Origin of the sequence: Streptomyces sp. NPDC056600, from assembly GCF_042792855.1 — a bacterium.
Taxonomy (GTDB): Bacteria; Actinomycetota; Actinomycetes; order Streptomycetales; family Streptomycetaceae; genus Streptomyces.
In genome coordinates this window covers 16,142-42,447 of the sequence record NZ_JBHTVQ010000059.1, presented here as the reverse complement: position 1 = coordinate 42,447, position 26,306 = coordinate 16,142, and the positions used below count along the sequence as shown (strand labels likewise).

The 26,306-nt window shown below is 74.5% G+C and carries 21 protein-coding genes; 7 read left to right on the top strand and 14 right to left on the bottom strand.

What is annotated here, in order from left to right:
• Positions 1-349: 349 nt before the first annotated feature.
• On the bottom strand, positions 350-1,357 hold the full coding sequence (locus ACFRAV_RS25235; RefSeq protein ID WP_382558534.1) for a stage II sporulation protein M: 1,008 nt from the start codon (positions 1,355-1,357) through the stop codon (positions 350-352).
• A gap of 159 nt (positions 1,358-1,516) precedes the next feature.
• On the opposite strand from ACFRAV_RS25235, the gene ACFRAV_RS25230 reads away from it, so the two are divergent.
• A complete protein-coding gene (locus ACFRAV_RS25230; protein ID WP_382558533.1) occupies positions 1,517-2,656 on the top strand; it encodes an RDD family protein in 1,140 nt (379 codons plus the stop codon).
• A gap of 11 nt (positions 2,657-2,667) precedes the next feature.
• Here the strand turns inward: ACFRAV_RS25230 and ACFRAV_RS25225 are convergent, their stop codons facing one another.
• Both ACFRAV_RS25225 and ahcY read right to left on the bottom strand, forming a co-directional pair.
• On the bottom strand, positions 2,668-3,306 hold the full coding sequence (locus tag ACFRAV_RS25225) for a hypothetical protein (RefSeq protein ID WP_382558532.1): 639 nt from the start codon (positions 3,304-3,306) through the stop codon (positions 2,668-2,670).
• 93 nt (positions 3,307-3,399) lie between these two features.
• Entirely contained in the window at positions 3,400-4,854 is a 1,455-nt protein-coding gene (gene ahcY / locus ACFRAV_RS25220) for an adenosylhomocysteinase (protein ID WP_351113518.1), read from the bottom strand.
• Between the two features lie 302 nt (positions 4,855-5,156).
• On the opposite strand from ahcY, the gene lepB reads away from it, so the two are divergent.
• Entirely contained in the window at positions 5,157-5,822 is a 666-nt protein-coding gene (gene lepB, locus ACFRAV_RS25215; protein WP_382558531.1) for a signal peptidase I, read from the top strand.
• Positions 5,823-5,917: 95 nt separating this feature from the next.
• Here the strand turns inward: lepB and ACFRAV_RS25210 are convergent, their stop codons facing one another.
• The 7 genes from ACFRAV_RS25210 to ACFRAV_RS25180 all read right to left on the bottom strand — a co-directional run bounded on the left by ACFRAV_RS25210 (position 5,918) and on the right by ACFRAV_RS25180 (position 13,648).
• Positions 5,918-6,889, bottom strand: a complete 972-nt coding sequence (locus ACFRAV_RS25210) for a cation diffusion facilitator family transporter (protein WP_382558530.1) — start codon at positions 6,887-6,889, stop codon at positions 5,918-5,920.
• 103 nt (positions 6,890-6,992) lie between these two features.
• Positions 6,993-8,144, bottom strand: coding sequence for a mannose-6-phosphate isomerase, class I (manA, locus tag ACFRAV_RS25205; RefSeq protein WP_382558529.1), 1,152 nt, complete (start codon positions 8,142-8,144; stop codon positions 6,993-6,995).
• Positions 8,145-8,220: 76 nt separating this feature from the next.
• Complete coding sequence (locus ACFRAV_RS25200) at positions 8,221-9,369, bottom strand: SIS domain-containing protein (RefSeq protein WP_382558528.1); 1,149 nt, start codon at positions 9,367-9,369, stop codon at positions 8,221-8,223.
• A 77-nt stretch (positions 9,370-9,446) separates the two neighbouring features.
• Positions 9,447-9,617 (bottom strand): Trm112 family protein, encoded by a 171-nt coding sequence (locus ACFRAV_RS25195; RefSeq protein WP_351113513.1) that lies wholly within the window; start codon positions 9,615-9,617, stop codon positions 9,447-9,449.
• Between the two features lie 318 nt (positions 9,618-9,935).
• Positions 9,936-11,303, bottom strand: coding sequence for a phosphomannomutase/phosphoglucomutase (locus ACFRAV_RS25190; protein WP_382558527.1), 1,368 nt, complete (start codon positions 11,301-11,303; stop codon positions 9,936-9,938).
• Positions 11,304-11,449: 146 nt separating this feature from the next.
• On the bottom strand, positions 11,450-13,066 hold the full coding sequence (locus ACFRAV_RS25185; RefSeq protein WP_382558526.1) for an L-lactate permease: 1,617 nt from the start codon (positions 13,064-13,066) through the stop codon (positions 11,450-11,452).
• A gap of 198 nt (positions 13,067-13,264) precedes the next feature.
• The gene (locus tag ACFRAV_RS25180; RefSeq protein ID WP_382558535.1) at positions 13,265-13,648 is read right to left on the bottom strand and encodes a DUF3499 domain-containing protein; all 384 of its coding nucleotides are present in this window, start codon (positions 13,646-13,648) and stop codon (positions 13,265-13,267) included.
• Between the two features lie 160 nt (positions 13,649-13,808).
• On the opposite strand from ACFRAV_RS25180, the gene ACFRAV_RS25175 reads away from it, so the two are divergent.
• On the top strand, positions 13,809-14,261 hold the full coding sequence (locus tag ACFRAV_RS25175; RefSeq protein WP_108951578.1) for a metallopeptidase family protein: 453 nt from the start codon (positions 13,809-13,811) through the stop codon (positions 14,259-14,261).
• A 154-nt stretch (positions 14,262-14,415) separates the two neighbouring features.
• Here the strand turns inward: ACFRAV_RS25175 and ACFRAV_RS25170 are convergent, their stop codons facing one another.
• The 3 genes from ACFRAV_RS25170 to ACFRAV_RS25160 form a co-directional block, all read right to left on the bottom strand.
• Positions 14,416-15,993: a DUF5719 family protein gene (locus tag ACFRAV_RS25170; protein ID WP_382558525.1), complete on the bottom strand. Its 1,578-nt coding sequence runs from the start codon at positions 15,991-15,993 to the stop codon at positions 14,416-14,418.
• Positions 15,990-19,745 (bottom strand): glycosyltransferase, encoded by a 3,756-nt coding sequence (locus ACFRAV_RS25165; protein ID WP_382558524.1) that lies wholly within the window; start codon positions 19,743-19,745, stop codon positions 15,990-15,992. Before ACFRAV_RS25165 ends, ACFRAV_RS25170 begins: the two co-directional genes overlap by 4 nt.
• Positions 19,746-19,976: 231 nt before the next feature.
• Positions 19,977-20,240: a WhiB family transcriptional regulator gene (locus ACFRAV_RS25160; RefSeq protein WP_108951581.1), complete on the bottom strand. Its 264-nt coding sequence runs from the start codon at positions 20,238-20,240 to the stop codon at positions 19,977-19,979.
• Positions 20,241-20,960: 720 nt separating this feature from the next.
• Here ACFRAV_RS25160 and ACFRAV_RS25155 point away from each other — a divergent pair.
• The 4 genes from ACFRAV_RS25155 (at position 20,961) to ACFRAV_RS25140 (ending at position 24,848) form a co-directional block, all read left to right on the top strand.
• Positions 20,961-21,470: a cysteine dioxygenase gene (locus tag ACFRAV_RS25155; RefSeq protein WP_382558523.1), complete on the top strand. Its 510-nt coding sequence runs from the start codon at positions 20,961-20,963 to the stop codon at positions 21,468-21,470.
• 63 nt (positions 21,471-21,533) lie between these two features.
• Complete coding sequence (cofD, locus tag ACFRAV_RS25150) at positions 21,534-22,496, top strand: 2-phospho-L-lactate transferase (RefSeq protein WP_382558522.1); 963 nt, start codon at positions 21,534-21,536, stop codon at positions 22,494-22,496.
• Positions 22,493-23,815 carry a coenzyme F420-0:L-glutamate ligase gene (locus ACFRAV_RS25145; protein WP_382558521.1) on the top strand — a complete coding sequence of 441 codons (1,323 nt, stop codon included), beginning with the start codon at positions 22,493-22,495 and terminating at the stop codon, positions 23,813-23,815. Before cofD ends, ACFRAV_RS25145 begins: the two co-directional genes overlap by 4 nt.
• A gap of 49 nt (positions 23,816-23,864) precedes the next feature.
• Positions 23,865-24,848, top strand: a complete 984-nt coding sequence (locus tag ACFRAV_RS25140) for a DNA-3-methyladenine glycosylase family protein (protein ID WP_382558520.1) — start codon at positions 23,865-23,867, stop codon at positions 24,846-24,848.
• 366 nt (positions 24,849-25,214) lie between these two features.
• Here the strand turns inward: ACFRAV_RS25140 and ACFRAV_RS25135 are convergent, their stop codons facing one another.
• On the bottom strand, positions 25,215-26,300 hold the full coding sequence (locus ACFRAV_RS25135; protein WP_382558519.1) for a sugar phosphate nucleotidyltransferase: 1,086 nt from the start codon (positions 26,298-26,300) through the stop codon (positions 25,215-25,217).
• Positions 26,301-26,306 lie beyond the last annotated feature (6 nt).

Below are 26,306 nucleotides of genomic sequence, written 5' to 3'. Positions count from 1 at the left end.
TTTCCTCCGGGCGCTTCCTTCGTTTCCGACTCTATCAGACCGTTTCCGTTCCGATTTCCTCGGTGCTTTCCAGGTCCTTCGCCTTTCGGCGTTTTTCCCTTTCCGGCGGTTCCGACTTTATCAGATGTTTTCGGCCGGTCCTGCCGGCTTCGAATTTCCGATTTATCGGGGGATTGCCGCTCCGGTCCGATGAACGTCCGGGAAGCGACTCGGTAGATCCTACCGGCTGCCGGTGGGTGCTCCGCACCACTTCGGGCAACTGTTCAAATCTACCTCCCCCATCGTGCCGCGTCAACGGCACTTCCGGGGGCGAAGAGGAGAGTAGCAGCTTGTAGGCACCCGATGCACATCAGGCGACGACCGGCGCCTCGGCGCTCCGGCCGCTCTCCTCCACGTCGCCCGTCTCGCCCGCACGGACGGCGCGGCCGCCGAGTACCCAGACGTAGGTGAGGAACGCCAGCTCGACCACGACCCCGATGCCCACGCGCGCCCAGGTCGGGAGGCCCGACGGGGTCACGAAGCCCTCGATCGCGCCGGCCACGAAGAGCACCAGTGCCAGGCCGATCGCCATGGCCAGCGCCGCCCGCCCTTCCTCGGCGAGAGCCGTCCTGCGGGTCCGCGGTCCGGGATCGATGACCGTCCAGCCGAGCTTGAGACCGGTCCCCGCGGCGACGAAGACGGCGGTCAGCTCGATCAGGCCGTGCGGCAGGAGCAGGCCGATGAAGAGTTCGAGCCGCCCGGCGTCGGCCATCAGACCGACGCCGATGCCCAGGTTCAGCATGTTGAGGTAGAGGACGTACAGCACCGGCAGCCCGAGGAAGACGCCCGTGATCAGGCAGAGCGCCGCGGCCTGGGCGTTGTTGGTCCACACCTGGGCGGCGAACGAGGCGGCCGGGTGGCTCGAGTAGTAGTTCTCGTACTGACCGCCGGGACGGGTCATCTCGCGCAGGTCCTCGTCCGAGCCGAGGACCGCCTGCACCTCGGGATGGGTGGCGACCCACCAGGCGAGGAGGGCCCCGACCGCGATGGACAGGACGGCCGTCGGCACCCACCAGCGGCGTGACCGGTAGACGGCGGCCGGGAATCCCTGCCCGAGGAAACGGGCCACGTCCTTCCAGGACCCCTTGCGCGTACCGGTGACGCGGCTGCGGGCGCGGGCGACGAGCTGGCTCAGCCGGCCGGTGATCCGCGGGTCCGGGGCGCTGGAGCGGACGACGGACAGATGGGTCGCCGCACGCTGGTAGAGGGCGACGAGTTCGTCCACCTCCGTGCCGGTCAGGCGGCGCCGACGGTTCAGCAGCGCTTCCAGACGGTCCCACTCGGCACGATGGGTGGCGACGAAGACGTCCAGGTCCATGGGTGTCGGCTGCTCCTCAACCTGCGTCGACAGGGCGGTCCTGCGGCGGCGTGCTGCACAGCTTGGCAGACTGGCGGCCCGCACGTCAGTGCGGGAGGAATCCCGGCCCGGGCATGATCGCGGTGTCGGAAGTCGGGGCGGTCGGAAGGGGCGGGGCGGATGGATCAATTGGTGACCGGCGAGGCGGTGGCCCTTGAGGTCAGACCGGCGCGGCTCCCGAGCAGGGGGCTGGCGCTGTTGCTCGACCTGACGGTGGCGCTGCTCGCCTGGGTCCTCGTGATGGTGCTGCTCTTCGCCACGATGAACACGGTGGACGACGCGGCCGCCGCCGCGATCTCGCTCGGCACCTTCCTGCTGATCCCCGTCGGGGCGCCCATCGCGGTGGAGGCGCTCACCCGCGGTCGGTCGCTGGGCAAGCTGGCCCTGGGACTGCGGGTGGTACGGGACGACGGTGGGCCCATCGGTTTCCGTCACGCGCTGGTCCGGGGCCTGATCGGGATGTTCGAGCTCATTCTGACGTCGGGCGTGGTCGCCTGCATCGCCTCGCTGGCCTCCGCGCGGGGGCGGCGGCTCGGCGACGTGTTCGCCGGGACGCTGGTGGTGCGCGAGCGGGTGCCGGGCGGGCAGGTGAGGGGGACTCCTCCCCCGCCGCCGTGGCTGGTCGGCCGGTTCGCGCAGCTGGACCTGTCCGCCGTGCCGGACGACCTGTGGCTGGCGGTGCGGCAGTACCTGACGCGGATGTCCCAGCTGGATCCCGCGGTGGGCCACGAGGTGGCGCACCGGCTGGCCGCGGACGTGGCGACACGGACGGGGGCGCAGACGCAGGGGGTTCCGGCGCCGGAGTTCCTGGGGGCGGTGTTCTACGAGCGGCAGATGCGGGAGGTTGCCCGGGCGCAGTCCGCCGCGCAGGCGAGGGCGCGGGTGCAGGCGCCGGTCGGCGGGGCGTACCCGTCGTGGGGGCAGGCCCCGGGGTACGGTCCCGCTCCCTCGTACGGTCCCGCGCCGGCCGCGCAGCCGTGGCCCGCGGCGGCCCCTGTTCCGGGGTCCTGGCCGGCTCCGGCTCCCGGGTCCGTTCCGGTCCCGCCGACGGCGACGACGCCTGCGCACCCCCAGACGACGACGCCGACCCCGTCGCCGCCGGTTCACCCGGCCCACCCCGCCCCCGCCCCCGCTGCCGCTCCGGCAGCGACGCCGGCTCCCCCGGCTCCCCCCTCGGCGCCTCCGGCCCCCGTGGACCTGGCGAAGCCCGCCGCACCGGAGGAGGGCCGTGCCGGCGGAGGCTTCGCGCCGCCCGCCTGAGGCCTACGCGCCTACGCGGCGCCGTCGTCGGTGAAGTCGGTGAAGGCCGACGGCGGTGACCGCAGGTCGTCGAGCTCCACGCCGGGTGCGGACAGGACGACGTCCCCCGCGAGGTGCACGGTGTGCTGCTCGCCCGTGTCGAGGTCGGTGACCCGGTACTCGTCCACGACCAGCGGTCCGATGTCGGTGGTGTGCGTGTCCCGGCCGACGAGGGCCCAGGTCCGGTCGACCGTCAGCGGCGCGAGGACCGGGTCGGTGAACGCGACGAGACGGACCCTGACCGGCGCGGCGGACGGCTCCGGGCGCAGCAGGCGGGCGGTGGCGACCAGGAAGGCCGGGGAGTCGCCGGTGAGGGCGTGCGCCTGGACGTTGCCCTCCGTGGCGTGGGTTCCGGTCGGGTCGGTGCGCACCCAGGTGACGCCGTCCAGGGCGGCGCCGCGCACCTGCCAGCCGCCGGCGTGGAGCTCCACGCGCAGCGGGCGGCCGAGGGCGTCGAGGGTGACGTCGACCGATCCCCGATGGTCCCCCTCGGGGGTGAGCAGCTGGGAGACGTAACGCCAGCCGGAGGGGCCGGGGGCGCACTGGAAGTGCTCCTGGCCGCGCGGGGCGCCGTCGTACGGGTCGTGGAGCAGGTAGCGGCCGGTGGGCATCGGGTGTCCTGGGTCCTCGGGGTGCCGGACGGAGGCAGGCCCCCGCCGCGAGGGCGAGGGCCTGCCGGGAGGTTCCGTGCTGCGGACCGCCGCTCAGTAGCGGTAGTGGTCCGACTTGAACGGGCCGTCGACCTCGACGCCGATGTAGGCGGCCTGCTCGGGGCGGAGCTTGGTGAGCTTGACGCCGAGCGCGGCGAGGTGGAGGGCGGCGACCTTCTCGTCGAGGTGCTTGGGCAGCACGTAGACGCCGATCGGGTACGCGTCGGGCTTGGTGAAGAGCTCGATCTGGGCCAGGGTCTGGTCCGCGAACGAGTTGGACATGACGAACGACGGGTGGCCGGTCGCGTTGCCCAGGTTCAGCAGGCGGCCCTCGGACAGCACGATGATCTTCTTGCCGTCGGGGAAGGCCCAGGTGTGGACCTGCGGCTTGACCTCGTCCTTGACGATGCCGGGGATCTTGGCCAGGCCGGCCATGTCGATCTCGTTGTCGAAGTGGCCGATGTTGCCGACGATGGCCTGGTGCTTCATCTTGGCCATGTCGGCGGCCATGATGATGTCCTTGTTGCCAGTCGTGGTGATGAAGATGTCCGCCGTCTCGACGACCTCGTCGAGCGTGGTGACCTGGTAGCCGTCCATCGCCGCCTGCAGCGCGCAGATCGGGTCGATCTCGGTGACGATCACGCGGGCGCCCTGGCCGCGGAGCGATTCGGCACAGCCCTTGCCGACGTCGCCGTAGCCGCAGACCACGGCGGTCTTGCCGCCGATCAGGGTGTCGGTGGCGCGGTTGATGCCGTCGATCAGGGAGTGGCGGCAGCCGTACTTGTTGTCGAACTTCGACTTGGTCACCGCGTCGTTGACGTTGATCGCCGGGAAGAGCAGGACGCCGTCGCGCTGCATCTCGTAGAGGCGGTGCACGCCGGTGGTGGTCTCCTCGGTGACGCCGCGGATCTCCGACGCCAGGTGGGTCCACTTCTGGGAACCCTCGCCGATCGTGCGGTGCAGCAGGCGGAGGATCTCGAGGTGCTCCTCGGACTCGGCGGTCTCCAGGGCGGGGACCTCACCGGCCTTCTCGTACTCGACGCCCTTGTGGACCAGGAGGGTGGCGTCGCCGCCGTCGTCGAGGATCATGTTCGGACCGCCGGTGGGGCTGTCCGGCCAGGTCAGCGCCTGCTCGGTGCACCACCAGTACTCCTCCAGCGTCTCGCCCTTCCAGGCGAAGACGGGGACGCCCTGCGGGTCGTCCGGAGTGCCGTTCGGGCCGACGGCGATGGCGGCGGCCGCGTGGTCCTGGGTGGAGAAGATGTTGCAGGAGGCCCAGCGGACCTGCGCGCCGAGGGAGACCAGGGTCTCGATCAGGACGGCGGTCTGGACCGTCATGTGCAGGGAGCCGGTGACGCGGGCGCCGGCCAGCGGCTGCGCCGCGGCGTACTCCTCGCGGATCGCCATCAGGCCGGGCATCTCGTGCTCGGCGAGAGTGATCTCCTTGCGGCCGAACTCGGCCAGGGAGAGGTCGGCGACCTTGAAGTCCTGTCGGTTGTCGACAGTCATGAAGTGCTGCTCCTCGCGGATAGCGGGTGTGTGGGTAGAGGTCGGGTACGGCTGGTCTGCGCGACGGCGTCCGGGGCACCACGGTGCCCCGTCGGCACAGGAGTGCCCACGCGCGCGCAGCGCAGTCCGTCGGAGGCCCTCTCTCCCTCGGCCGGTCCGCCGCTCACCGCGTGGTACCGCCCGACCGCCATCAGCAGCGACGTCTGGCTCCGTCCCAAGCTACACCGGCAGCCCCGCCGTGCCCCAGTCCGGGACGGTCCGGCTAGCCTCGTCGGGCCCAAATGGGCCTGGGGAAGGGGCAGATGATGAACAGAGCGGCACGGCTGGTGACGGCGGGCGTGGTGACGAGCGTGGTGGGGATCGCGGTGGCGGGATTCTGCTTGCTGCGGGTGCTGACCGGCTACGCCACGGCGACCATTCCCTCGGCGAGCATGCGGCCGACGTTCGAGCCGGGAGACCGGATGTTCTACGAGCGGGTCGACGGGGCGGAGGCCGGCCTCCGCCGCGGCGACGTGGTGCTGTACCGCTTCCCGGAGCGGTACCAGGGCGCCCTGGTGGTGCAGCGTGTGGTGGCGACCGGCGGCGAGCGGGTCGCCGCACGGGGCGACGGGCGGGCCCAGGAGGTGACGGTCGACGGGCAGGCCCTGGACGAGCCGTACCTGGGATCGCACGAGGGCTTCGCGCCGTCCTACGAGGTGACGGTGCCGGAGGGGCGGCTGTTCCTGCTGGGCGACAACCGCGACAACTCCCGTGACTCGCGCTCCTTCCTCGACGACCGGGGCGGGACCGTCGCGGCGGACGCGGTGGTGGGGCGGGTGGTGCCGGCGTCGGCGCTGCGGTGGCTGCTGGTCGGCGCGGTCGCGGGCTTCGTGGTGCTGGTCGTGGGGGTGGTGCTGGGGATCGTGGGCGCGCTGGGACGGCGGCGGGAGGTGCCGGTGGAGGCGCCGCAGTGGGCCGCGTGGGGCTAGGGCCAGATCGGGGCTCTCCTCCGGGCGGAGGGCGGGAGACGGGCGAGGCCCGCCGCCGGGGGGTGCCGGCGCGGGCCTTCGCGGTGGAGTACGGGTCAGTGGGCGGGGTGGGCGCCGCCCGGGGTGGCCTCGGGGTCGGGGCCGGCGGCCGCCGCGGTCTCGCTGTAGATGTCCGGCTCCAGGTAGATGACGCGGGCGATGGGCACCGCGGCGCGGACGCGCTTCTCGGCGGCGTCGATCGCGCCGGCGATCTCCGCGGCGTTCGAGTCGGCCTTGACCGCGATCTTCGCGGCCACCAGCAGTTCCTCGGGGCCGAGGTGCAGAGTGCGCATGTGGATCAGGCGGGGCACGGTGTCCCCGTCGACCACGGCGGCCTCGATCTTCTTCACTTCCTCGACGCCCGCGGCCTCGCCGAGCAGCAGCGACTTGGTCTCCGCGGCCAGCACCAGGGCGATCACGATCAGCAGGACGCCGATGCACAGGGTGCCGATGCCGTCCCAGACGCCGTCGCCGGTGAGGATGGCGAGGCCGACGCCGCCGAGGGCGAGGACCAGACCGACCAGTGCGCCGAGGTCCTCCAGCAGGACGACGGGCAGCTCGGGCGCCTTGGCGCGGCGGACGAACTGTGTCCAGGAGAGACCGCCGCGGAGGCCGTTGGACTCCTTGATGGCGGTCCGGAAGGAGAAGCCCTCGGCGATGATCGCGAAGACCAGCACGCCGACCGGCCAGTACCAGTGCTCCAGCGAGTGCGGTTCCTTGATCTTCTCGTAGCCCTCGTACAGGGCGAACATGCCGCCGAGCGAGAACAGCACGATGGAGACCAGGAAGGCGTAGATGTACCGCTCGCGCCCGTAGCCGAAGGGGTGCTGCGGGGTGGCCTCGCGCTTGGCCTTCTTGCCGCCGACCAGCAGGAGGCCCTGGTTGCCGGAGTCGGCCAGCGAGTGGACGCTCTCGGCGAGCATCGACGACGAGCCGCTGAAGAGGAACGCCACGAACTTCGCTACCGCGATCGCGAGGTTCGCGGCCAGTGCCGCGACGATCGCCTTGGTTCCGCCTGACGCGCTCATGAGTTCGCGTGGTCCTTCCTGCTCAGCCGTCATGTCCGTTGACCGTCGGCATTGTTGCAGGCCGCCACCGAGAGGGCGTGGCGGCCGTGCTGTCGAGCGGTCCTCAGCAGGAGACGGTTGCCCGGAAAAGCGTCCCGCTCCCGGACACTTCGGTTCTTTCTCCGGCGGGGACGAACACCGAGGCGCCGGGCGCGAGCTTCACTTCGCCGACGCGGACGCCGCCCTCGGTGCACAGCAGCACCTGCGGCGCGGGCCGGGTCAGGTCGGCGGCGGCGGTTCCGTCGGTGAGACGGAGGCGGGAGAGGCGGAACTCGTCCACCGGGGTCTCGTACAGCTCCTCGCCGTCCGGCAGGGGGCGCGGGGTGAGCACCTCGGTCCCGCGGGACGCGAAGCGGACCACCTTCAGCAGTTCGGGGACGTCGACGTGCTTGGGGGTGAGGCCGCAGCGCAGCACGTTGTCCGAGGTGGACATCAGCTCGACGCCCAGGCCGCGCAGGTAGGCGTGCGGGACGCCGGCCGACAGGTAGAGGGCCTCGCCGGGCGCCAGGCGGACGTGGTGCAGCAGCATCGAGGCGAGGACCCCGGGGTCGCCGGGGAAGTGTCGCGCTATCCGGGCGTAGACCTCGTACCGTCCGCCGAGGCGCTCGCAGGCCGCCGCGGTGTCGGCGACGGTGCGGGCGGTCTCCTCGGGGTCGCCGGTGAGGACGTCGGTGAGGACCTGGCGCAGCGCGTCCGCCTCGGGGAGAGTGCGCAGCGCCTCGGTGTACGGGGCGAGGGCGGGCACCTGGAGGCCGTCGAGGAGGTCCGCGGTCCCGGCCGCCGGGCGGAAGCCGCACAGGCCCTCGAAGTCGGTGAGGGCGCAGATCAGCTCGGGCTTGTGGTTGGCGTCCTTGTAGTTGCGGTGCGGGGCGTCGACGGCGATGCCGCGGCGCTGCTCGGCCTCGTACCCCTCGCGGGCCTGGACGAGGTCGGGGTGGACCTGCAGCGAGAGAGGGCTGGCGGCGGCCAGCAGCTTGAGCAGGAACGGCAGCCGCGGGCCGAAGCGGGCCACGGTGCCGGCGCCGAGTTCGCGCTCGGGGTCGGCGGCGATCACGTCGGGCAGGCTGCCGCGCGGGGTCCGGGAGGGCGCGCCGGGGTGGGCCCCCATCCACATCTCGGCCTGCGGCTCACCGGTGGGCCGCTCGCCGATCAGCTCGGCGATGGCGGTGGTGGAGCCCCACGCGTAGGGGCGGATGGTGTTGGTGAGGAGGTCCATACCCTTCGTCTCCGGGTGTCTCGGCGTGTCCTCCGCGCCGGGGGTTCCGGGGCGGGTGCGGTGTGTCGGCTCCAGCTCAGACACCCGAGGCGAGCGCCAGGTAAACGGCGGCGAAATCGGTGATGGCGATCAGTTCCGCCAGGGTCTCGAGTTCCTCGCCGTTCTCCGGCTCGATCTCGCTGACCGGGGTGTCGTGGCTGATGGCCAGGTCCCGGGCGGCGGGGGCCGCGCTGAGGCCGCCGGTGGGGCGGTCCCGCAGGAGGACGACACGCGCGCGGAGGGCCGGCGGTTCCTCGACGCGGTCGCGGAAGAAGTCGTCGGGGTCGCCGGCGGCGGCGAGCGGGCCGGAGAGCAGGGCGCTGTGGGCGTCCAGCGCCTCGGGGAGCTCTGCGGCGACGGCGGGACGGCCGGCCAGTTCGGCGAGGGCCGCGGTGAAGCGGCGTCCGGCCGGTCCGGCGGAGTGGCCCTCGGTCCAGACGACCGGCAGGGACTCGGCGAGCTCGGCGGCGAGGGTCTTGGCCGGGTTGCCGTAGGCGGGGACGGCGGGCCCGCAGCGCTCGGCGACGGCGTCGAGGCGGTCGGCCACCTTCTCCAGGGTGGCGGGCGGCGCGTGCAGCACGCCGGTGCGGTCCAGGAGGGCGAGCAGCGGGGTGAGCAGCGCCCACAGGACGCCGGGGGCCGAGGCGGTGAGGGCGGGGTGGGTGTCGTCCTGCTCGCCCGGGACGCGCCGGGGCTCCGCCGCCATCGGCAGGAACAGGCCGCGTGAGACGCCGACGGAGTCCGCCAGCGGGCTGCGGCCGGGGGCCACGGCGACGACCGTGCAGCCGCGGCGGTAGGCCTGCTCGGCGAGGAGCGACAGGCCCGGTTCGGTGCCGTCGGGGCTGGCGATCAGGAGCATGTCGAGGTTGCCCGCCCAGCCGGGCAGTTCCCAGCGCAGGGCGCCCGCCGCCGGGGCGACGCCGGTGGGGGCCAGGCGGATCACGGGGCTGCCGGGGCCGGCCAGGGTGCCGAGGAGGTCGGCGGTGTGGACGGCGGCCGCGCCGGGTCCGGCGATCAGCACGGCGCGGGGGCGGCCGTCCGGTCGCAGCCCGGGGACGCCGGCCTCGTCCGTGTTGCGCAGGGCGACGCGGACGCGGGCGCCGGCCTCGGCCGCGCCGCGGAGCAGGGCACGCCGGTCCGCCGTGGACAGTCCCTCGGGGTCGTCGAGCAGCGATTCGTCGAACATGGCGGGAAGCCTCCGGCGGCGGGTCGTGTCGTCGGTTCGCCCGGGCGGGCGGCGGGCCTGGCCCGGGCGCGCCTCGCCTAGTCGGGGCGGCGGGCCTCGTCGACGAGCAGCACCGGGATGCCGTCGCGGACGGGGTAGGCGAGGGCGCAGTCGTCGGCGGTGCAGACGAGTTCCTCTTCGCGCTCCTGGAGGGGAGCGTGGCATGCCGGGCAGGCGAGGATCTCGAGGAGGCCGGGTTCGAGCGGCATGGGGTCCCTCCGGGGGGTGGGGCTGTAGGGCGACGTCAGCGTACCCGGTCGGGCGTGAGGGGCGGGGTCGCGGCGGGTGGACGGGGTGCGGCTCGTTCGCGGGCCGCTGCGCGGGGCCGTTCCCCCACCCCGCCCCTTCCTCCCCCAGCCTCCGGCCGGGGGGACCCCCAGAACCGGGGCTCCGCCCCGGGCCCGGCCACCCCGAAGTGGGTCGCGTTCTTCCGCACCGCCTGCGCCCGCCCGTGCCGCCCCTGGTGGCCCAGCCGCCCGCAGCGGAGCGGGCGGGCGCAGGAAGGACGGGCGGGCGCAGGTGCGGGGTCAGCCGCGGATGATGCCGAGGACCTCGTCGCGGACGCGGGCCACGGTCGGTTCGTCGCGGGCCTCGGCGTTGAGGCGCAGGAGCGGCTCCGTGTTGGAGGGGCGGACGTTGAACCACCAGTCGGCGGCGGTGACGGTCAGGCCGTCGAGCTCGTCGAGGGTGACGCCCTCGCGGCCCTGGTAGGTCTCCTTGAGCGCGGCGAGGCGGCCGGCCTGGTCGTCGACCGTGGAGTTGATCTCGCCGGAGGCCGCGTACCGGTCGTACTGGGCGACCAGCTCGGAGAGGGTGCCCTGCTGCCCGCCGAGGGCGGCGAGGACGTGCAGCGCGGCCAGCATGCCGGTGTCGGCGTTCCAGAAGTCGCGGAAGTAGTAGTGGGCGGAGTGCTCGCCGCCGAAGATCGCGCCGGACTTCGCCATCTCCGCCTTGATGAAGGAGTGGCCGACCCGGGTGCGCACCGGGGTGCCGCCGCACTCCTTGACGACCTCGGGGACGGACCAGGAGGTGATGAGGTTGTGGATGACCACGCCCTCGCCGCCGTGCTTGGCGAGCTCCCGGGAGGCGACCAGCGCCGTGATCGCGGACGGGGAGACCGGCTCGCCGCGCTCGTCGACCACGAAGCAGCGGTCGGCGTCGCCGTCGAAGGCGAGGCCGATGTCGGCGCCCTCCTCGCGGACCCGCTTCTGCAGGTCGACGATGTTGGCCGGGTCGAGCGGGTTGGCCTCGTGGTTGGGGAAGGTGCCGTCCAGCTCGAAGTACATGGGGACGACGTCGAGGGGCAGGCCGCCGAGCACGGTGGGGACGGTGTGGCCGCCCATGCCGTTGCCGGCGTCGACGACGACCTTCAGCGGGCGGATCGAGGTGAGGTCGACCAGGGACCGCAGGTAGGCGGCGTAGTCCTCCAGGGTCTCCCGCTGGGTGATGGAGCCCTGCTTCTCGGCGATCTCGGGGATGCCGCCGGTCTCGGCCCAGCCCTCGACCAGGGCGCGGATCTCGGCGAGACCGGTGTCCTGGCCGACCGGCGCGGCGCCGGCGCGGCACATCTTGATGCCGTTGTACTGCGCCGGGTTGTGCGAGGCGGTGAACATCGCGCCGGGCAGGTCGAGGGCGCCGGAGGCGTAGTACAGCTGGTCGGTGGAGCAGAGGCCGATCTCGACCACGTCCGCGCCCCGGGCCGCCGCGCCGCGCGCGAAGGCGCGGGAGAGACCGGGGGACGACGGGCGCATGTCGTGCCCGGTGACGATCGCCCTGGCGCCCACGACGTCGACGAAGGCGGCGCCGAAGAGCTCGGCCAGCGGCTCGTCCCACTGGTCCGGCACCACACCGCGCACGTCGTACGCCTTCACGAGCTGCGACAGATCTACGGCCACGGCCTGTCCTCCTGGAAGTCGGCTGATGACCACAAACTACCCTCCGCCCTTTTCGGCACACCGTGCGACCGGCCCGCCGTCCGGGCGACGGCGGGCCGGCGGGGAGCGCTTCGACCTGGGGCGGCCGGGCGGAACCGGAGGGTCCGTCAGGGCAGCATCCAGCCAAGGACGGCCGAGCTCTGTCCGAGAACGATCAGGCACATCACCAGCAGCAGGCCCAGGCTCCACGGCAGGACCTTTCGCAGCAGGTCGCCCTCCTTGCCCGCGAGACCGACGGCGGCGCAGGCGATGGTGAGGTTCTGCGGGGAGATCATCTTGCCGAGGACGCCGCCGGAGCTGTTGGCGGCGGCGAGCAGTTCGGGCGACAGGCCGGCCTGCTGCGCGGCGGTGACCTGAAGGGCGCCGAAGAGGGCGTTGGCCGAGGTGTCGGAACCGGAGACGGCGACGCCGAACCAGCCCAGGACCGGCGAGAGGAAGGCGAGTCCGGCGCCGGCCGCGGCGACGAAGTGGCCGATGGTGGCGGCCTGGCCGGACAGGTTCATCACGTAGGCGAGGGCCAGCACGCTGGTCACCGTGAGGATGGCGAAGCGGAGTTCGTGGACGGTTGCCGCCCACTCCTTGACGGCGTCGGCGGCCCGCACGCCGATCACGGCGGCGGTGACCAGGCCGGCGAGGAGGACGAGGGTGCCGCCGGTGGCCAGGACCGGCCAGCTGAACAGGTTGGCGCCGACCGGTTCGCCGGCCGGGTCGGCGACGTCCAGGAACGGCCAGTCGTAGACCTGGGTGGTCCGGGCCAGCAGTTCCTTGACGGGCGGGATCTGGGCGACCGAGAAGATCAGCACGATCAGGGCGTAGGGGGCGTAGGCGCGGACCACCTCGCCGCGCTCGTCCCGCACGTCCAGGTCCTCGCTGCGGGTGCCGGTGAGCACCTTCGCTCGGACCTCGGGCGCGGCCGCCCTCCGGGCGCGGGGCACCAGGAGCAGGGCGCCCGCGCCGGCCAGCGCGGCGGCGATGTCGGCCAGCTGCGCGGAGACGTAGTTGGAGGCGGCGAACTGGGCGACGGCGAAGGCGACTCCGCAGACCAGGGCGGGCAGCCAGGTCTCGCGCAGGCCGCGCCTGCCGTCGACCAGGCCGACCAGCACCAGCGGCACGACCAGGGCGAGCAGCGGCGTCTGGCGGCCCACCACGGAGGCCACCGTGTCCAGGTCGAGTCCGGTGACCTGGGCGAGGGTGACCACCGGGGTGCCCATGGCGCCGAAGGCCACCGGGGCGGTGTTGGCGACCAGGGCGACCACCGCGGCGCGGACCGGGTCGAAGCCGAGGGCGACCAGCATCACGGAGCAGATGGCGACCGGGGCGCCGAAGCCGGCCAGCGCCTCCAGCAGGGCGCCGAAGCAGAAGGCCACCACCAGGGCCTGGATGCGCGGGTCGTCGGAGAGCCGTCCGAAGGAGCGGCGCAGGATGTCGAAGTGCCGGGTCCGGACGGTCATCCGGTACACCCACAGGGCGTTGACGACGATCCACATGATGGGGAAGAGACCGAAGGCCGCGCCCTGGGCGGCGGCGGAGAGGGTCTGCCCGAGGGGCATGCCGTAGGCGAGCAGGGCCACCAGTGCCGCGCCCGCCAGACCGGTGAGGCCGGCCAGGTGGGCCTTCATCCTCACTCCGCCGAGCAGGACCAGCACGAGGACGAGCGGGAGGGCGGCCACCAGGGCCGACAGGCCCAGCGATCCGCCGACGGGTTCCAGTTCCTGGACGTACACAACGCCTCCCGGATTCCGTGATGCGGAAAGTGTTTTCTCACGGGTGGGGGAATGGTGGTGCGGGAGGTGCGGGGGCGTCAACGGGCGTGCGGAGAAGGACCGATGGAGGTTGCGCGCGCACAACCGTCACCCGTGGGAGCGCGGTTGTCCGGGGGTGCCGACGGGTTTCCGCGGCGGGTGTGTCAGTTGCCGGGCGCGTCAGTTGTCGGGCGAACGCAGCACGCGGAGGTGTCCGCGGCGGGGGCCCTCGAGGGGGTCGCCGGACCGGCCGGCGGAACCGCCGCCCTCCGCGGCGCGCTCCGGCGGACGGGCCGCCTCGCGCACGGCGTTGGCGAGGGCCTCGAGGTCGTCGCCACTGGGACGGGCGGGCGCCGAGCCGTCGAGGAGCCGGACGACCTCCCAGCCGCGCGGGGCGGTGAGGCGCTCGGAGTGCTCGGCGCACAGGTCGTAGCAGTGGGGCTCGGCGTAGGTGGCGAGCGGGCCGAGGACCGCGGTCGAGTCGGCGTAGACGTACGTCAGCGTCGCGACGGCGGGTCGGCCGCAGGCGGTGCGCGAACAGCGACGTACAGGGCTCACGACGATGGACGGTACCGCACTCTTGAGCGGGCCGCGACGACTCTCCCCTACGTCACCCGCCCGTGTCGCGGCGGCAGCCGCGGCGAACTCGCGGCAAAAAGGGATCAACCGGTACGCGTCGCGCGGGCGGGCGCGGGGCGGCGCGGACGATTACGCTGCACCGGTGATGGAGAACCCCGTACCGCCTCGTCCCACGGGTCCCGGGCCCCGCCGGCGGGACCGCCACGGCCGCGGCATGCGCGGCCCGATCGCGCCTCCGCAGGTGCCGCTCGCCGCGAGCCGTGCGGAGCTCTTCGCCGACCTGGTGCAGGACTCGGTGGAACGGCTGGAGCGGCGCTGGCCGCAGCTGGCCGAGGTCGACTTCCTGGTCCTCGAGGTGCCGCCCGCGCCGGGTTCCGACGACGCCTGGAACGACGAGGCGGTGCCGCTGGGCGGCACGGTCCCCGGCCGGGAGGGCCGCCCGGCGCGCGTCGTGGTCTACCGGCGGCCGGTGGAGATCCGCAGCAAGGGGCGGGAGGAGCGGGCCGCGCTGGTGCACGAGGTGGTGGTCGAGCAGGTCGCCGATCTGCTGGGCCTCACCCCGGAGGCGGTGGACCCCCGCTACGACGACGAGGACTGAGCCGGCGTCGTCCGGCGGGCGGAGGCCGTGACGACCGCGCCCCGGGTCCCCCTCTCGGGGAATCCGGGGCGCGTTCCGCGGCACCGTCACTTCCGCGGCGCCGTCACTTCCGCGGCGCCGTCACTTCCGCGGCGCCGTCACTTCCGCGGCGCCGTCAGTTCTGCAGCACCGTCAGGTCCTGCTCGGCCGTGGGGACGGCGACCCGGCCGCGGTCGTCGGGCAGGGTCTGCACGGTGAACGCGGCGATGCCGCCCAGGCTGCTCACCATCGTGCGTGACGCGTACACCGGCCCGCCCGACACCGGTTCGACCACCAGGGCGTAGGTGCCCTTGAGGCCGCTCGGCACGGGCAGCTCCACGTCGGTGGTCGTGCCCTTCTTCAGCTTGTAGGTCCGGGAGTCGCCGGTGCCGCCCTCGCTGCCCGCGGACGAGGTGACCTTCACCGTCGCGTCCTCGGTCGGCGCGACCAGGGAGAGCGTGGTGCCCTTGGCGGTGTTGCCGAGCGCGGTGGCGCGGGTGGCGACGGCCTCGGTGGCGGGGATGAACGCCGTCTCCTGCTTGCCGCCCTTGCCGCGTACCACCTGGAGCCCGGCCACCACGGGGACGTCGCGCCCGGTCGGGGTGAGCAGCAGCGAGCCGGCCTCGCCGCGGGTGACGTCCTTGAGGTCCGTGGAGGCGGTCATGCCCGCCTTGACGTGCAGGGACTCGTGGCCGGCCGGGGTGATGGCCCCGTTCGGCGAGGCGAGGCGGACGGTGAGGTCGGCGTCCGAGTCGCCGGGCGCGTAGGCGATCAGGCGGACCGAGGTGGCGTCCTTCGGGATGCCGGGCAGCACCAGCGAGCCCGCCGGTTCGGCGGCGGGGGCGATCCAGTCGCCGCCGTTGCCCGTGTCGAGGGCCTCCACCTGGGCGGCGACCCGTCCGCTGCGGACGCCGACGTGCGCGGTGACGTCGGGCAGCGGCTGGTCGGTCAGGGTGGAGAGCAGGACGCGCTCGCTGCCCAGCGGCGGCACGGTGATGCCGTCGGGGATGGAGGTCTCCAGCTGGCCCTCGGGACCGTAGAGCTCGATGTCGACGACGGCTGCCGAGTCGTCCGGGTTGGTCAGGTGGACGTAGTCGGTGCGGAACTCGGCGGTGCTGGCGCCCGGGAACCAGAAGTCGGTGTCCGGCACGGTGCAGGCGGCGCCGTGCAGGCCGCGGCCGGAGCCGACGGCGACCGTGGTGGTCTGCTGTACGGCCCAGCCGGGGGCGAAGCGGCCGTCGGCGGTGCCGAGCAGCGCGTCCTCCTCGCCGCCGGAGGCCTCCCGGGTGACCGGCTTGCCGGGCTCCTTGAGCTTCATCACCGGCTTGTCGGAGGCGGCGGCGTCCTTCGGCTTTCCGTCGTCCCCGGACTTCTCCGACTCCCCGGACCGGTCCGACTCCTCGGAGTTCCCGCCGTCCTCGCCGTCCTGCCCCTCGTCGCCGTCGTAGGCGCCGCCGGGCGGGGCGGCGGGCACCAGCTCCGCCTTGCCTCCGTCGGCGGCGCCCTCGGTGACGGGGCTGAAGGCCGTGTAGAGCGTCTCCGCGATGTCCGAGCGGCTGGGCGACGGGCAGAGCAGCTTGGTGCGCTCCACGGGCCGTTCGGCGGCCGCCCGGGCCACCTCGGCCGACGGCGCCTCGGGGGCGGTCAGCGCGGCGACGCCGGTGACGGCGGCCAGGGCGACCGTTCCGGCGATCAGGGACATGGTGCGGTTCACTGCTGGCTCCCGTCGGGACGCTCACTGCCGTAGTCGTGGCCGTAGGGGTCCTGGCCGTACCCGGCGCCGTACTCCTGGCCGTACTCCTGGCCGTAGGGGCCGCCGTACTCCTGGCCGTCCTGCCGGTGGCCCTGGGTGTCGGGGTCCGGCGCGTACGCCTCCCCGGCGACGAAGTCGCCGTAGGGGCCGCTGTACCCGCCTGCGTACTCGCCGCCGCCCGCGGGGGCCGCGGGGTCGCCGGCGGTGTGGCCGTACGGGTCGTAGGCGTCGGCGGGCCAGCCGCCGTTCCCGTGGCCGCCGCCGGGCTGCGCCGCGGCGGCGTAGGCCTCCTCGGCGGGCAGGTCGGGCCGGTCGTCGCCGGGACGGCCGTCGTCCGCACGGGCGCCGGCGGGGCCCGGGTACGGCTCGCCGGACTGCTGGTGCGGCACGGCGGCCCCCTGTGCGGGGGGCTCCTGTGCGGCGGGGTCCTGCGCGGCGGCCTCCGCCTCGGCCTGGGCGCGCAGCCTGCGGGCCCGGCGGCCGTCGCCCTCCAGGTCCTCCGCGGTGATCGCGGGGGCCTCGTCGGGCAGGTCGTCGTCGATGTCGCGGCGGCGGCCCGGGAGGGCGAGCACGATCAGCGTGAGGGCGAGCAGGCCCTGCGCGCCCAGCCACACGGTGTGCGTCAGCGCGTTCTCGTGGGTGACCTCCAGCGCGCCGCCGCCGGGCGGGAGCCGGAAGCCCTGGGCCCAGCCGTCGAGCTTCACCGGGGTGAGCCCGGCGCCGTCCACGGTGGCGGTCCAGCCGTCGTCGAAGGTGTCGGCCAGGCGCAGGACACGGCCCTCCGGACCGGCCGGGATCCGGCCGGCCACGTCCACCGGGCCCGCGGCGACCGGCTCGGCCTTGCCCGCGGGGGCGTCCTCGGAGGGCAGGACCACGGCGCGGGAGACCTCGCGGTCCAGGCGCCACAGGCCGCTGCCGTCCTGCTGGCTCAGCCGGCTCAGGCCGGGGGTGGCGTCCAGCACGCGGGTGATCTCGCGCGGGGCGCCCGGGCGGACCAGGACGTAGCGGATGGCGAAGTCGCCGAGCTCGTCGGTCTGGTCGGCGCCGGAACCGGCGACCAGGTGGGCGACCACCTTGTCGAGGACCGTGTTGTCGCCCATGGTGAGCGCCGCGTCGGCGTCGCCGAGGCGGGCGCCGGAGCCGCGGACCAGGGTGTAGCCGACGTGGGCCGGGGAGGTGCTGTCCAGGACCAGGGTGCGGGCCTGGTCGGCGTCGCCGCTCTCCTCGGCGACGAACGCGGGCACCTGCACCGGGTCGCGGCGCTCCAGCGGCCCCTCGGCGCCGGCGGCCATCCAGCCGAAGGCCGCGATCAGCGGGCCGACCGCGGCGGCGAGACCGATCAGCGCGGCGACCGGCTGACGCCAGCCGAAGCTCTGCTCGGCGACCCGCGAGCGCGCGCCGTCCGCGCCGATGGCGGCGGCGCACAGCAGGGCCAGGCCGTAGACCAGGGTGGCCGGGCCGGCCCAGGCGGAGCGGTTGGACAGGGCGGCGAAGAGCAGGGCGATCAGGGCGACGACCCAGGCGCCCGCGACCGGAGTGCGGCGCTCGTCGCGCAGCAGGGCGGCCAGCGCCGCCAGGACGATGCCGACCAGCAGCAGCCCGCCGACCGTGCCGGGCCCGCCGGGGCTGGCGCCGAGCAGGTCCAGCGGCGAGGCGGCGCCGACGCCGAAGTCCATGCCGGCCTCGGTGAAGAAGCCGGTGGGCAGCAGCGAGAGCGACCAGGGCGCGAGCACCAGCAGGGGTGTGCCCAGCTGGGCCAGCAGCCGCAGCGCGTAGGGCACCAGGTCCCGGCGGCGCAGCACGAGCACGATGACCCCGACGACCAGGGCGAGCGGCCACACGATGGGCGTGAACGCCGTGGTGAGGGTGAGCAGCAGGGTGTAGGCCCAGGTGGCGCGCCAGGTGCCGCGGGCGTCGCCGCGCGCGGTGAGCCCGCTCGCCGCGACCGCGGCGCGGGCCATCAGCGGCAGCACCATGGCCAGCACGGCCGTGCCGAGACGGCCGCCGGCCAGGGCGCCCGTCGCGGCGGGCAGGAACGCGTAGACCACGGAGGCCCAGGCGCGCAGCAGCCGGGAGGGGACCAGCGGGCGGGAGGCGAAATAGGCGCTCAGGCCGGCCAGCGGCACCGAGCAGACCAGCAGGAAGGTGACCGCGAGACCCGCGGAGCCGCCGAACAGCGTGCCGAGGGCGGCGATCACCGCGAGGTACGGGGGCGCGGCGCCGGTGCCGCCGGCGCCCACCGCGTGCCAGGCGGAGGTGTAGGCCGCCCACAGGTCGAAGGCGCTGTCGGGGGCGGGCAGCAGGGCGCCGCCGGCCAGCGCTCCGCCGGAGAACAGCGAGCGGCAGGCGACCAGCGAGACCAGCAGGAGCAGCGCGAAGAGGACCGGGGCGGGGTTGCGGGCGACCCGCTTGAGGCGGGCGTGCTGCTCGGGCGCGACGAACGCCTCGTCCGAGTCGCCGCCGCCGCCGTGCCGGCCCGCGCCGGTGGTGGCGTCCGGGTCGGAGCGGTCGGTCAGGCTGCCCGCGGCCTGTTCGAGGGTGGCCCTCAGAGTGGCGCCGCGGGGCGGGAAGAGCTCCTTCAGCTCGCTCCTGGGGACCTCGGGGCGGCCTCGGCGGCGGCGCCCGGCGAGGATCCGCTCGGGGCGCAGCAGGACGCCGAGCAGGCCGCGGATCTCGTCGACGGCCTGTCCGGGGAGCTTGCCGACGAGGTAGCCCAGGGTGCGCAGCACGGTGCCGACGACCAGGCGCAGGAGCACCCAGGGCAGCGCGGAGCCGGGGCTGTTGACCAGCAGGGTGTAGACGGCGCCGGCCTTGTCCACGCGGTGCGGGGAGGCGACGGTGCGTCCCACGCAGTCGACGTCGCGGCGCTCGCGGGAGGCGGCCTCGGCGTGCCGGACGACGGCCTCGGGGGCGACCAGGACGAGGTGGCCGCGGGACTGGGCGCGCCAGCACAGGTCGATGTCGTCGCGCATCAGCGGCAGCCTGCGGTCGAAGCCGCCGAGCTCCTCGTAGACGTCGCGGCGGATCAGCATGCCGGCGGTGGAGACGGCGAGGGCGGGCTTGACGAAGTCGTGCTGCCCCTGGTCCTGTTCGCGGCGGTCCAGGCCCGTCCAGCGGCGGCCGCTGTTGGCGATGGTGACGCCGGTCTCGAGGAGCTGGCGGCGGTCGTACCAGCCGCGCAGCTTGGGTCCGACGACGGCGACGGCGCGGCCGGCCTCGGCCTCGCGCTCGACGACGGACAGCATCTGGGCGAGGGCGTCCGGGGCGGGCGCGCAGTCGTCGTGGAGCAGCCAGAGCCAGTGCACCGGCTCGCCGTGCGGCAGGTCGGGGAGGTCGTAGGCGTCGTCCCGCCAGCTGCGGGTGGCCGGGTCCCAGCCGCTGGGCCTCTTGAGGTACGGCAGGTCCTCGGGGGTGAGGACGGGCGCCGTGCGGTGCGCCTCGTCGACGGCCTGGCCGAAGCCGGTGCGCCGGGCGAGGTGCAGGACGCGGTCGGGGCCGAGCGCCTCGGTGACCAGGCGCGCGGAGTCGTCGGCGCTGCCGGTGTCGGCGGCGAAGGCGTCCTGGACCGGACGCTCCTGGCCGAGCAGCCCCGCGAGCGCTTCGGGGAGCCAGCGGGCGCCGTCGTGTGCGACGAGCACCGCCGTGACCACATGGCGCGGGAACTCGGGAGTGGCGGCGTCCTGAGGGACTGCCGTTTGGCTGTGCACGGTCATCGAGGTACAGGCCCCGGTTCGATGGACTGCGGTGGACGCCCCCACCCCCGGCGCAGGCGGCAGCCCGGAGGCTGCGGCCTCGGCCGGTGACGGCGTGGCGTCTCGGACGGAGAGCCACACTAACGGCTGCACGACAAACGGCCCGCCGCCTGTGGAGAACCACGGGCGACGGGCCGTACGTTGTGGAACGAACTGTGCCGTCTGTCCGGTCGCCGGGAGGCGTCCGGACCGTCAGACGGCGGCCTTCTTGAGCCTGCGGCGCTCCCGCTCGGAGAGCCCTCCCCAGATCCCGAAGCGCTCGTCGTTGGCGAGCGCGTACTCCAGGCATTCGGAGCGCACCTCGCAGGCGAGACAGACCTTCTTGGCCTCCCGCGTGGAGCCGCCCTTCTCCGGGAAGAAGGACTCGGGGTCGGTCTGGGCGCACAGCGCGCGCTCCTGCCAGCCGAGCTCCTCGTTCGCGTCGTCGACCAGCAGTTGCTGCACCAGCTCGGTCATGCTGCGCCCCTCGTCTGTCTTTCCGCGTCCCCGTGATGTCCCCGTGTGATTCGGCCGTTACTGACTGTGGCCGAACGACACGAGTGAAATTACAAGTGTGCCGCTCCGGGCGAGTCAAGCCAGGATCTGCTATTGAGCCCCTTATTCACCCTGCGGAACCAAGGTCCCGTCGAAAGTGTTCAAATCATCCTGAACTTCCACGGGCTGACATTGGCTCAGCAGACGCCGCCCGGTGAGCTCGATCACAGGAGGATCAGGGCTCGCCAGGAGGCGATCGGCACCGACAGGTTTGACGCGACCGGTTGTGCGCCATGTGTCCCGGCCGCACGCGGCACAAACCTTCCTTCTCTCAAGACGACCCCAGAAGGTGAAGTTCGTCCCATTCGCGCGTGGCCAGGTTGACACCCGAGGTGTGAGCCGCTGTGCTGTGGGGCATGTTCGCGAACTCGGCATCCGCCCCGGCCCGTTCTCTCGGGTTCCTCGGTGCTGCTCTCGTTCGCCGCTGTTGTCGCCGCACCGGCTGTTGAGCCTCTGACGCTCCGGCCGTAGCCCGCCCGACGACCCCCGGGCCGGCCACGCGCACCCTTCCGGGACGCCTCGTCCCCACCGCCTTCCGCGGCCCGCACCCGGGCCCAGCCGTCACGGTCCGTGACCCGGACCCGGCACGGGCGGCGCCGCACACCCCCCACCGCCCTCCTCGCCCCAGGAAACAGCGCACCCATGAACAGCGACAGCGACCTGCAGATCGCCGGCGACATCCTCGAGGTCCTCCACCTGCTCCGGCCGCAGCCCGAACACCCCTCCACCGTGGCCGACTTCGTCGGGCTCTCCCGGACGGTCGCCGCGGACCGCGCCCGGTGGGAGCACCTGGTCCGGTACGACGCCACCACCCGCTGGTACCACCGCGTGCAGGCCGGGCCGGGGTACGAGGTGTGGCTGCTGTCCTGGCTGCCCGGCCAGGGCACCGGACTGCACGACCACGGCGCCTCCTCCGGCGTGCTCACCGTCCTGGACGGCGCCCTCACCGAGCACCGCGCCGCCGGCGGCCGCTCCGGTCCCGCGCGCCGCACGCTGGGGACGGGCGCCCAGCGGGTCTTCGCCCCGGGCTACGTGCACGAGATCGTCAACGACTCCCTGGAACCGGCGGTCAGCCTGCACGTCTACTTCCCGGGCCTGACCGAGATGCCCATGCACACGCCCGCGCGCCCCGGCGCCCGGGCGGCCGTCTGACGCGCCGCCGCACGCCCGTGGCCGCCTGCCGGTCACCGGGGCGCGCCTGCGAGACTGGGGCGCATGCGCATTGTGGTTCTGGCAGGCGGCATCGGCGGTGCCCGGTTCCTGCGTGGTCTGAAGGCGGCGGCGCCCGAGGCGGACGTCACCGTGATCGGCAACACCGGGGACGACATCCACCTCTTCGGGCTGAAGGTCTGCCCGGACCTCGACACGGTGATGTACACCCTGGGCGGCGGCATCAACGAGGAGCAGGGCTGGGGAAGGGCCGACGAGACCTTCCACGTCAAGGAGGAACTCAACGCCTACGGAGTGGGCCCCGACTGGTTCGGGCTCGGCGACCGTGACTTCGCCACCCACATCGTCCGCACCCAGATGCTGGAGGCCGGCTACCCGCTGAGCGCGGTCACCGAGGCGCTGTGCGACCGGTGGAAGCCGGGCGTGCGGCTGATCCCGATGTCCGACGACCGGGTGGAGACCCATGTCGCGGTGACCCTGGAGGACGGCGAGCGGCGCGCGGTGCACTTCCAGGAGTACTGGGTGCGGCTGCGGGCCTCGGTCCCGGCGGAGGCGATCGTGCCGGTCGGCGCCGAGCAGTCCAAGCCCGCGCCCGGTGTGCTGGAGGCGATCGCCGGGGCCGACGTGATCCTCTTCCCGCCGTCCAACCCGGTCGTCTCGGTCGGCACCATCCTCGCCGTGCCCGGCATCCGCGAGGCGATCGCCGAGGCCGGGGTGCCGGTGGTGGGCCTCTCCCCCATCGTCGGGGACGCCCCCGTGCGCGGGATGGCCGACAAGGTGCTGGCGGCGGTGGGCGTGGAGGCCACGGCCGCGGCGGTCGCCGAGCACTACGGCTCGGGGCTGCTGGACGGCTGGCTGGTCGACACGGTCGACGCCGGCACGGTGGAGCGGGTGGAGGCGGCGGGCATCCGCTGCCGGGCCGTGCCGCTGATGATGACGGACCTGGACGCCACCGCGGCGATGGCCCGCGAGGCGCTGGCCCTCGCCGAGGAGGTGCGGGAGGCGTGAGCGGCGAGCGGCGGGCCGAGCGGCCGGAGTTCAGGGTGTGGGCGGTCGAGGGGCTGCCCGAGGTCCGCGAGGGCGACGACCTCGCCAAGCTGATCGCCTCCGCGGAGCCGGACCTGGCGGACGGCGACGTGGTCCTGGTCACCTCCAAGGTCGTCTCCAAGGCGGAGGGCCGGATCATGGCGGCCGCCGACCGGGAGGCCGCGATCGACGCCGAGACGGTCCGGGTGGTCGCCCGGCGCGGCACGCTGCGGATCGTGGAGAACCGGCAGGGGCTGGTGATGGCCGCGGCCGGCGTGGACGCCTCCAACACCCCCGCGGGGACGGTCCTGCTGCTGCCCGAGGACCCCGACGCCTCGGCGCGCGCGATCCGGGAGGGCCTGCGGGCCGCGCTCGGCGTGGAGGTCGGCGTGGTCGTCACCGACACCTTCGGACGGCCGTGGCGCAACGGGCTCACCGACGTCGGCATCGGCGCGGCCGGGGTGCGGGTGCTGGACGACCTGCGGGGCGGGACCGACGCGTTCGGCAACCCGCTCTCCGCGACGGTGGTCGCCCTCGCGGACGAGCTCGCGGCCGCGGGCGACCTGGTCAAGGGCAAGGCCGCCGGGCGGCCGGTGGCCGTGGTGCGCGGGCTCCCCCACCTCGTCGGCGGCCAGGGCGACGCCGCGGGCGCGCGGGCGCTCGTGCGGTCGGCCCGGGACGACATGTTCCGGCTGGGCACCTCCGAGGCGGTACGGGAGGCCGTCGCGCAGCGGCGCACCGTGCGGGCGTTCACCGACGAGCCGGTCGACGCCGGAGCGGTGCGGCGGGCCGTGGCGGCGGCGGTGACCGCGCCCGCTCCGCATCACACGACGCCGTGGCGGTTCGTGCTGCTGGAGAGCGAGGAGTCGCGCGTCCGGCTGCTGGACGCGATGAAGGACGCCTGGATCGCCGACCTGCGCCGGGACGGCAAGAGCGAGGAGTCGATCGCGAAGCGGGTGCGACGCGGCGACGTGCTGCGCGACGCGCCGTACCTGGTGGTGCCCTGTCTGGTCATGGAGGGCTCGCACCACTACGGCGACGCCCGGCGCGACGGGGCGGAGCGGGAGATGTTCGTGGTCGCCATGGGCGCGGGCGTGCAGAACTTCCTGGTCGCGCTGGCCGGGGAGCGGCTGGGCTCGGCCTGGGTGTCGTCCACCATGTTCTGCCGGGACGTGGTGCGCGAGGTCCTGGACCTGCCCGAGGGCTGGGACCCGATGGGGGCGGTCGCGGTCGGGCATCCGGCCGGGGAGCCCCGCGCGCGGGCGGAGCGGGACGCGGAGACCTTCCTCACGGTGCGCTGACGCCGCCGGGAGCACGGGGCGGCTCCGGACGGCCCGTACCCTCGGGGGCATGGCAGGACGTTTCGCGCCGCGGGCGCCCCGGGGCGGCGGTGTCCCCCGGCAGGCCGAGGTGCCCGGAGCCGTCCGGGAAGTGGTCCCGGACGGACCGGTCGACCTCCCCCTGGTGCTCGGAGTGCTGCGGCGCGGGGCCGGCGACCCGTCGTTCCGGATCACCCCGGACGGCGCGGTGTGGCGGGCCACCCGCACGCCGCTGGGCCCCGGCTCGCTCCGGGTGACCGCACGGCCCTCGCTGGGCACGGTGCGCGGCGAGGCCTGGGGTCCGGGCGCGCCGTGGCTGCTGGAGCGGCTGCCGGAGCTGGTCGGCATGGAGGACGACCCCTCGGTGTTCGTGCCGCACCACCCGCTGCTGGCGCTGACCGCCCGCCGGGTGCCGGGCCTGCGGCTGACCCGGACCGGGCTGGTGCTGGAGTCGCTGATCCCCTCGGTGCTGGAGCAGAAGGTCACCGCCGACGAGGCCTACCGGGGGTGGCGCCGGCTGCTCCAGGCGTTCGGCGAGCCCGCGCCGGGCCCCGCCCCGGAGGGGATGCGCGTGATGCCGCACCCGCGGGCCTGGGCGCTGGTGCCGTCCTGGGAGTGGCACCGCGCGGGGGTCGACGACAAGCGGGCGGCGACGATCCTGCGGGCGGTGCGGGTCTTCGAGCGGATGGAGGAGGCGGCCGCCATGCCGCCCGCGGCGGCCCGGGCCCGGCTTGAGGTGCTGCCCGGCATCGGACCGTGGACCTCGGCCGAGGTGGTGCAGCGCTCGCACGGAGCGGCGGACGCGGTGACCACCGGCGACCTGCACCTGCCGGGCATCGTGGGTCACGCGCTGGCCGACGACCGGGACGCCGACGACGAGGCGATGCTGCGGCTGCTGGAGCCGTACGCGGCGGCCGGCCAGCGGCACCGGGCGGCCCGCCTGGTGCTGCTCAGCGGGCGGACGCCCGCGCGGCGGGCGCCGAAGATGCGACGGAGCGACATCAGCGTCTGGTGACCCCGGGGGCGTCACGTGACGCCCCTCGGCCCGCGCCCCCGCGCCCCCGCGGCGAACGGGGCGAGCATGCGGGGCCGTGGCGAACGGGACGGTCACGCGGGCCCGCACGGAGCGGGGCGCGCGAAAGGGCCCGCGCCGAAGAGGACAGTCACGTGGTCCCGCACACAGCGGCTCGGGCACGTAGGCTCGCGCGGGAAGGGCCGGGCGAGTGGGCCCGCGCCGAAGAGGACAGTCACGCAGGCCCGCACGCAGCGGGACCGGCACGTAGGCCCTCGCGGAGGAGAACCGGCAGGCGGGCCCCGGGCGGGGCGTGAGTCGGAGCGCCCCCGGAGAACGCGGCGGACCCCGGGGGCGTGGACGGGGCGGTCAGGCCACGTCGGAGGAGAACCGCACCGCGCCCGCGGGGATGCGCGCGTCGCACCAGATCCGCGCCCCGGCCCGCAGCTCGTTGTCCGGGCCGACGAACGCGCCGTCGCCGATCACCGCGCCGGTGAGGACCGTGCGCTCGCCGATGTGCGCGCCGGCGCCGACCAGGGAGTCGGTGATGACCGCGCCGGGGCTCACCACCGCGCCCGGCAGGATGGTCGAGCCGCTGATCCGCGCGCCGCCGGCGACCTGCGCGCCCTCGCCGACCACGGTGCCGCCGGTGAGCTTGGCGTCGGCGGCCACCACCGCCGACGGCAGCACCAGCCGGTCGCCGCAGCGGCCGGGCACGGCGGGCGAGGGGGCGCGGCCCAGGACCAGGTCGGCCGAGCCGCGGACGAAGGCCTCGGGGGTGCCGAGGTCCAGCCAGTAGGTGGAGTCGACCATGCCCTGCAGGTGGGCGCCCGCGGCGAGCAGGTCGGGGAAGGTCTCCCGCTCGACGGAGACCGGCCGCCCCGCCGGGATGGTGTCGATCACCGAGCGCCGGAAGACGTAGCAGCCGGCGTTGATCTGGTCGGTGACGATCTCCTCGGGCGTCTGCGGCTTCTCCAGGAACGCCGTCACCCGGCCCGTGGCGTCGGTCGGGACCAGCCCGTAGGCGCGCGGGTCGGCGACCTTGGTGAGGTGGAGGGAGACGTCCGCCCCGCCGGCGGCGTGGGTGCGGACCAGGGCGCGGATGTCGAGGCCGGTGAGGATGTCGCCGTTGAAGACGAGGACGGGCTCGTCGGGGCCCGATCTCAGCCGGGTCGCCGCGTTGCGGATGGCGCCGCCGGTGCCCAGCGGCTCCCGCTCGGTGACGTACTCGAGGTGCAGGCCCAGCGCGGAGCCGTCGCCGAAGTACGGCTCGAACACCTCGGCCAGGTAGGACGTGGCGAGCACCACGTGCTCCACGCCCGCCGCGGCGGCCCGGGCCAACTGGTGCGTGAGGAACGGAACCCCGGCCGCGCGGACCATGGGCTTCGGCGTGTTCACCGTCACCGGGCGCAGCCGGGTGCCCTTGCCGCCGACCAGGAGGATCGCTTCTGTCACCTGTCG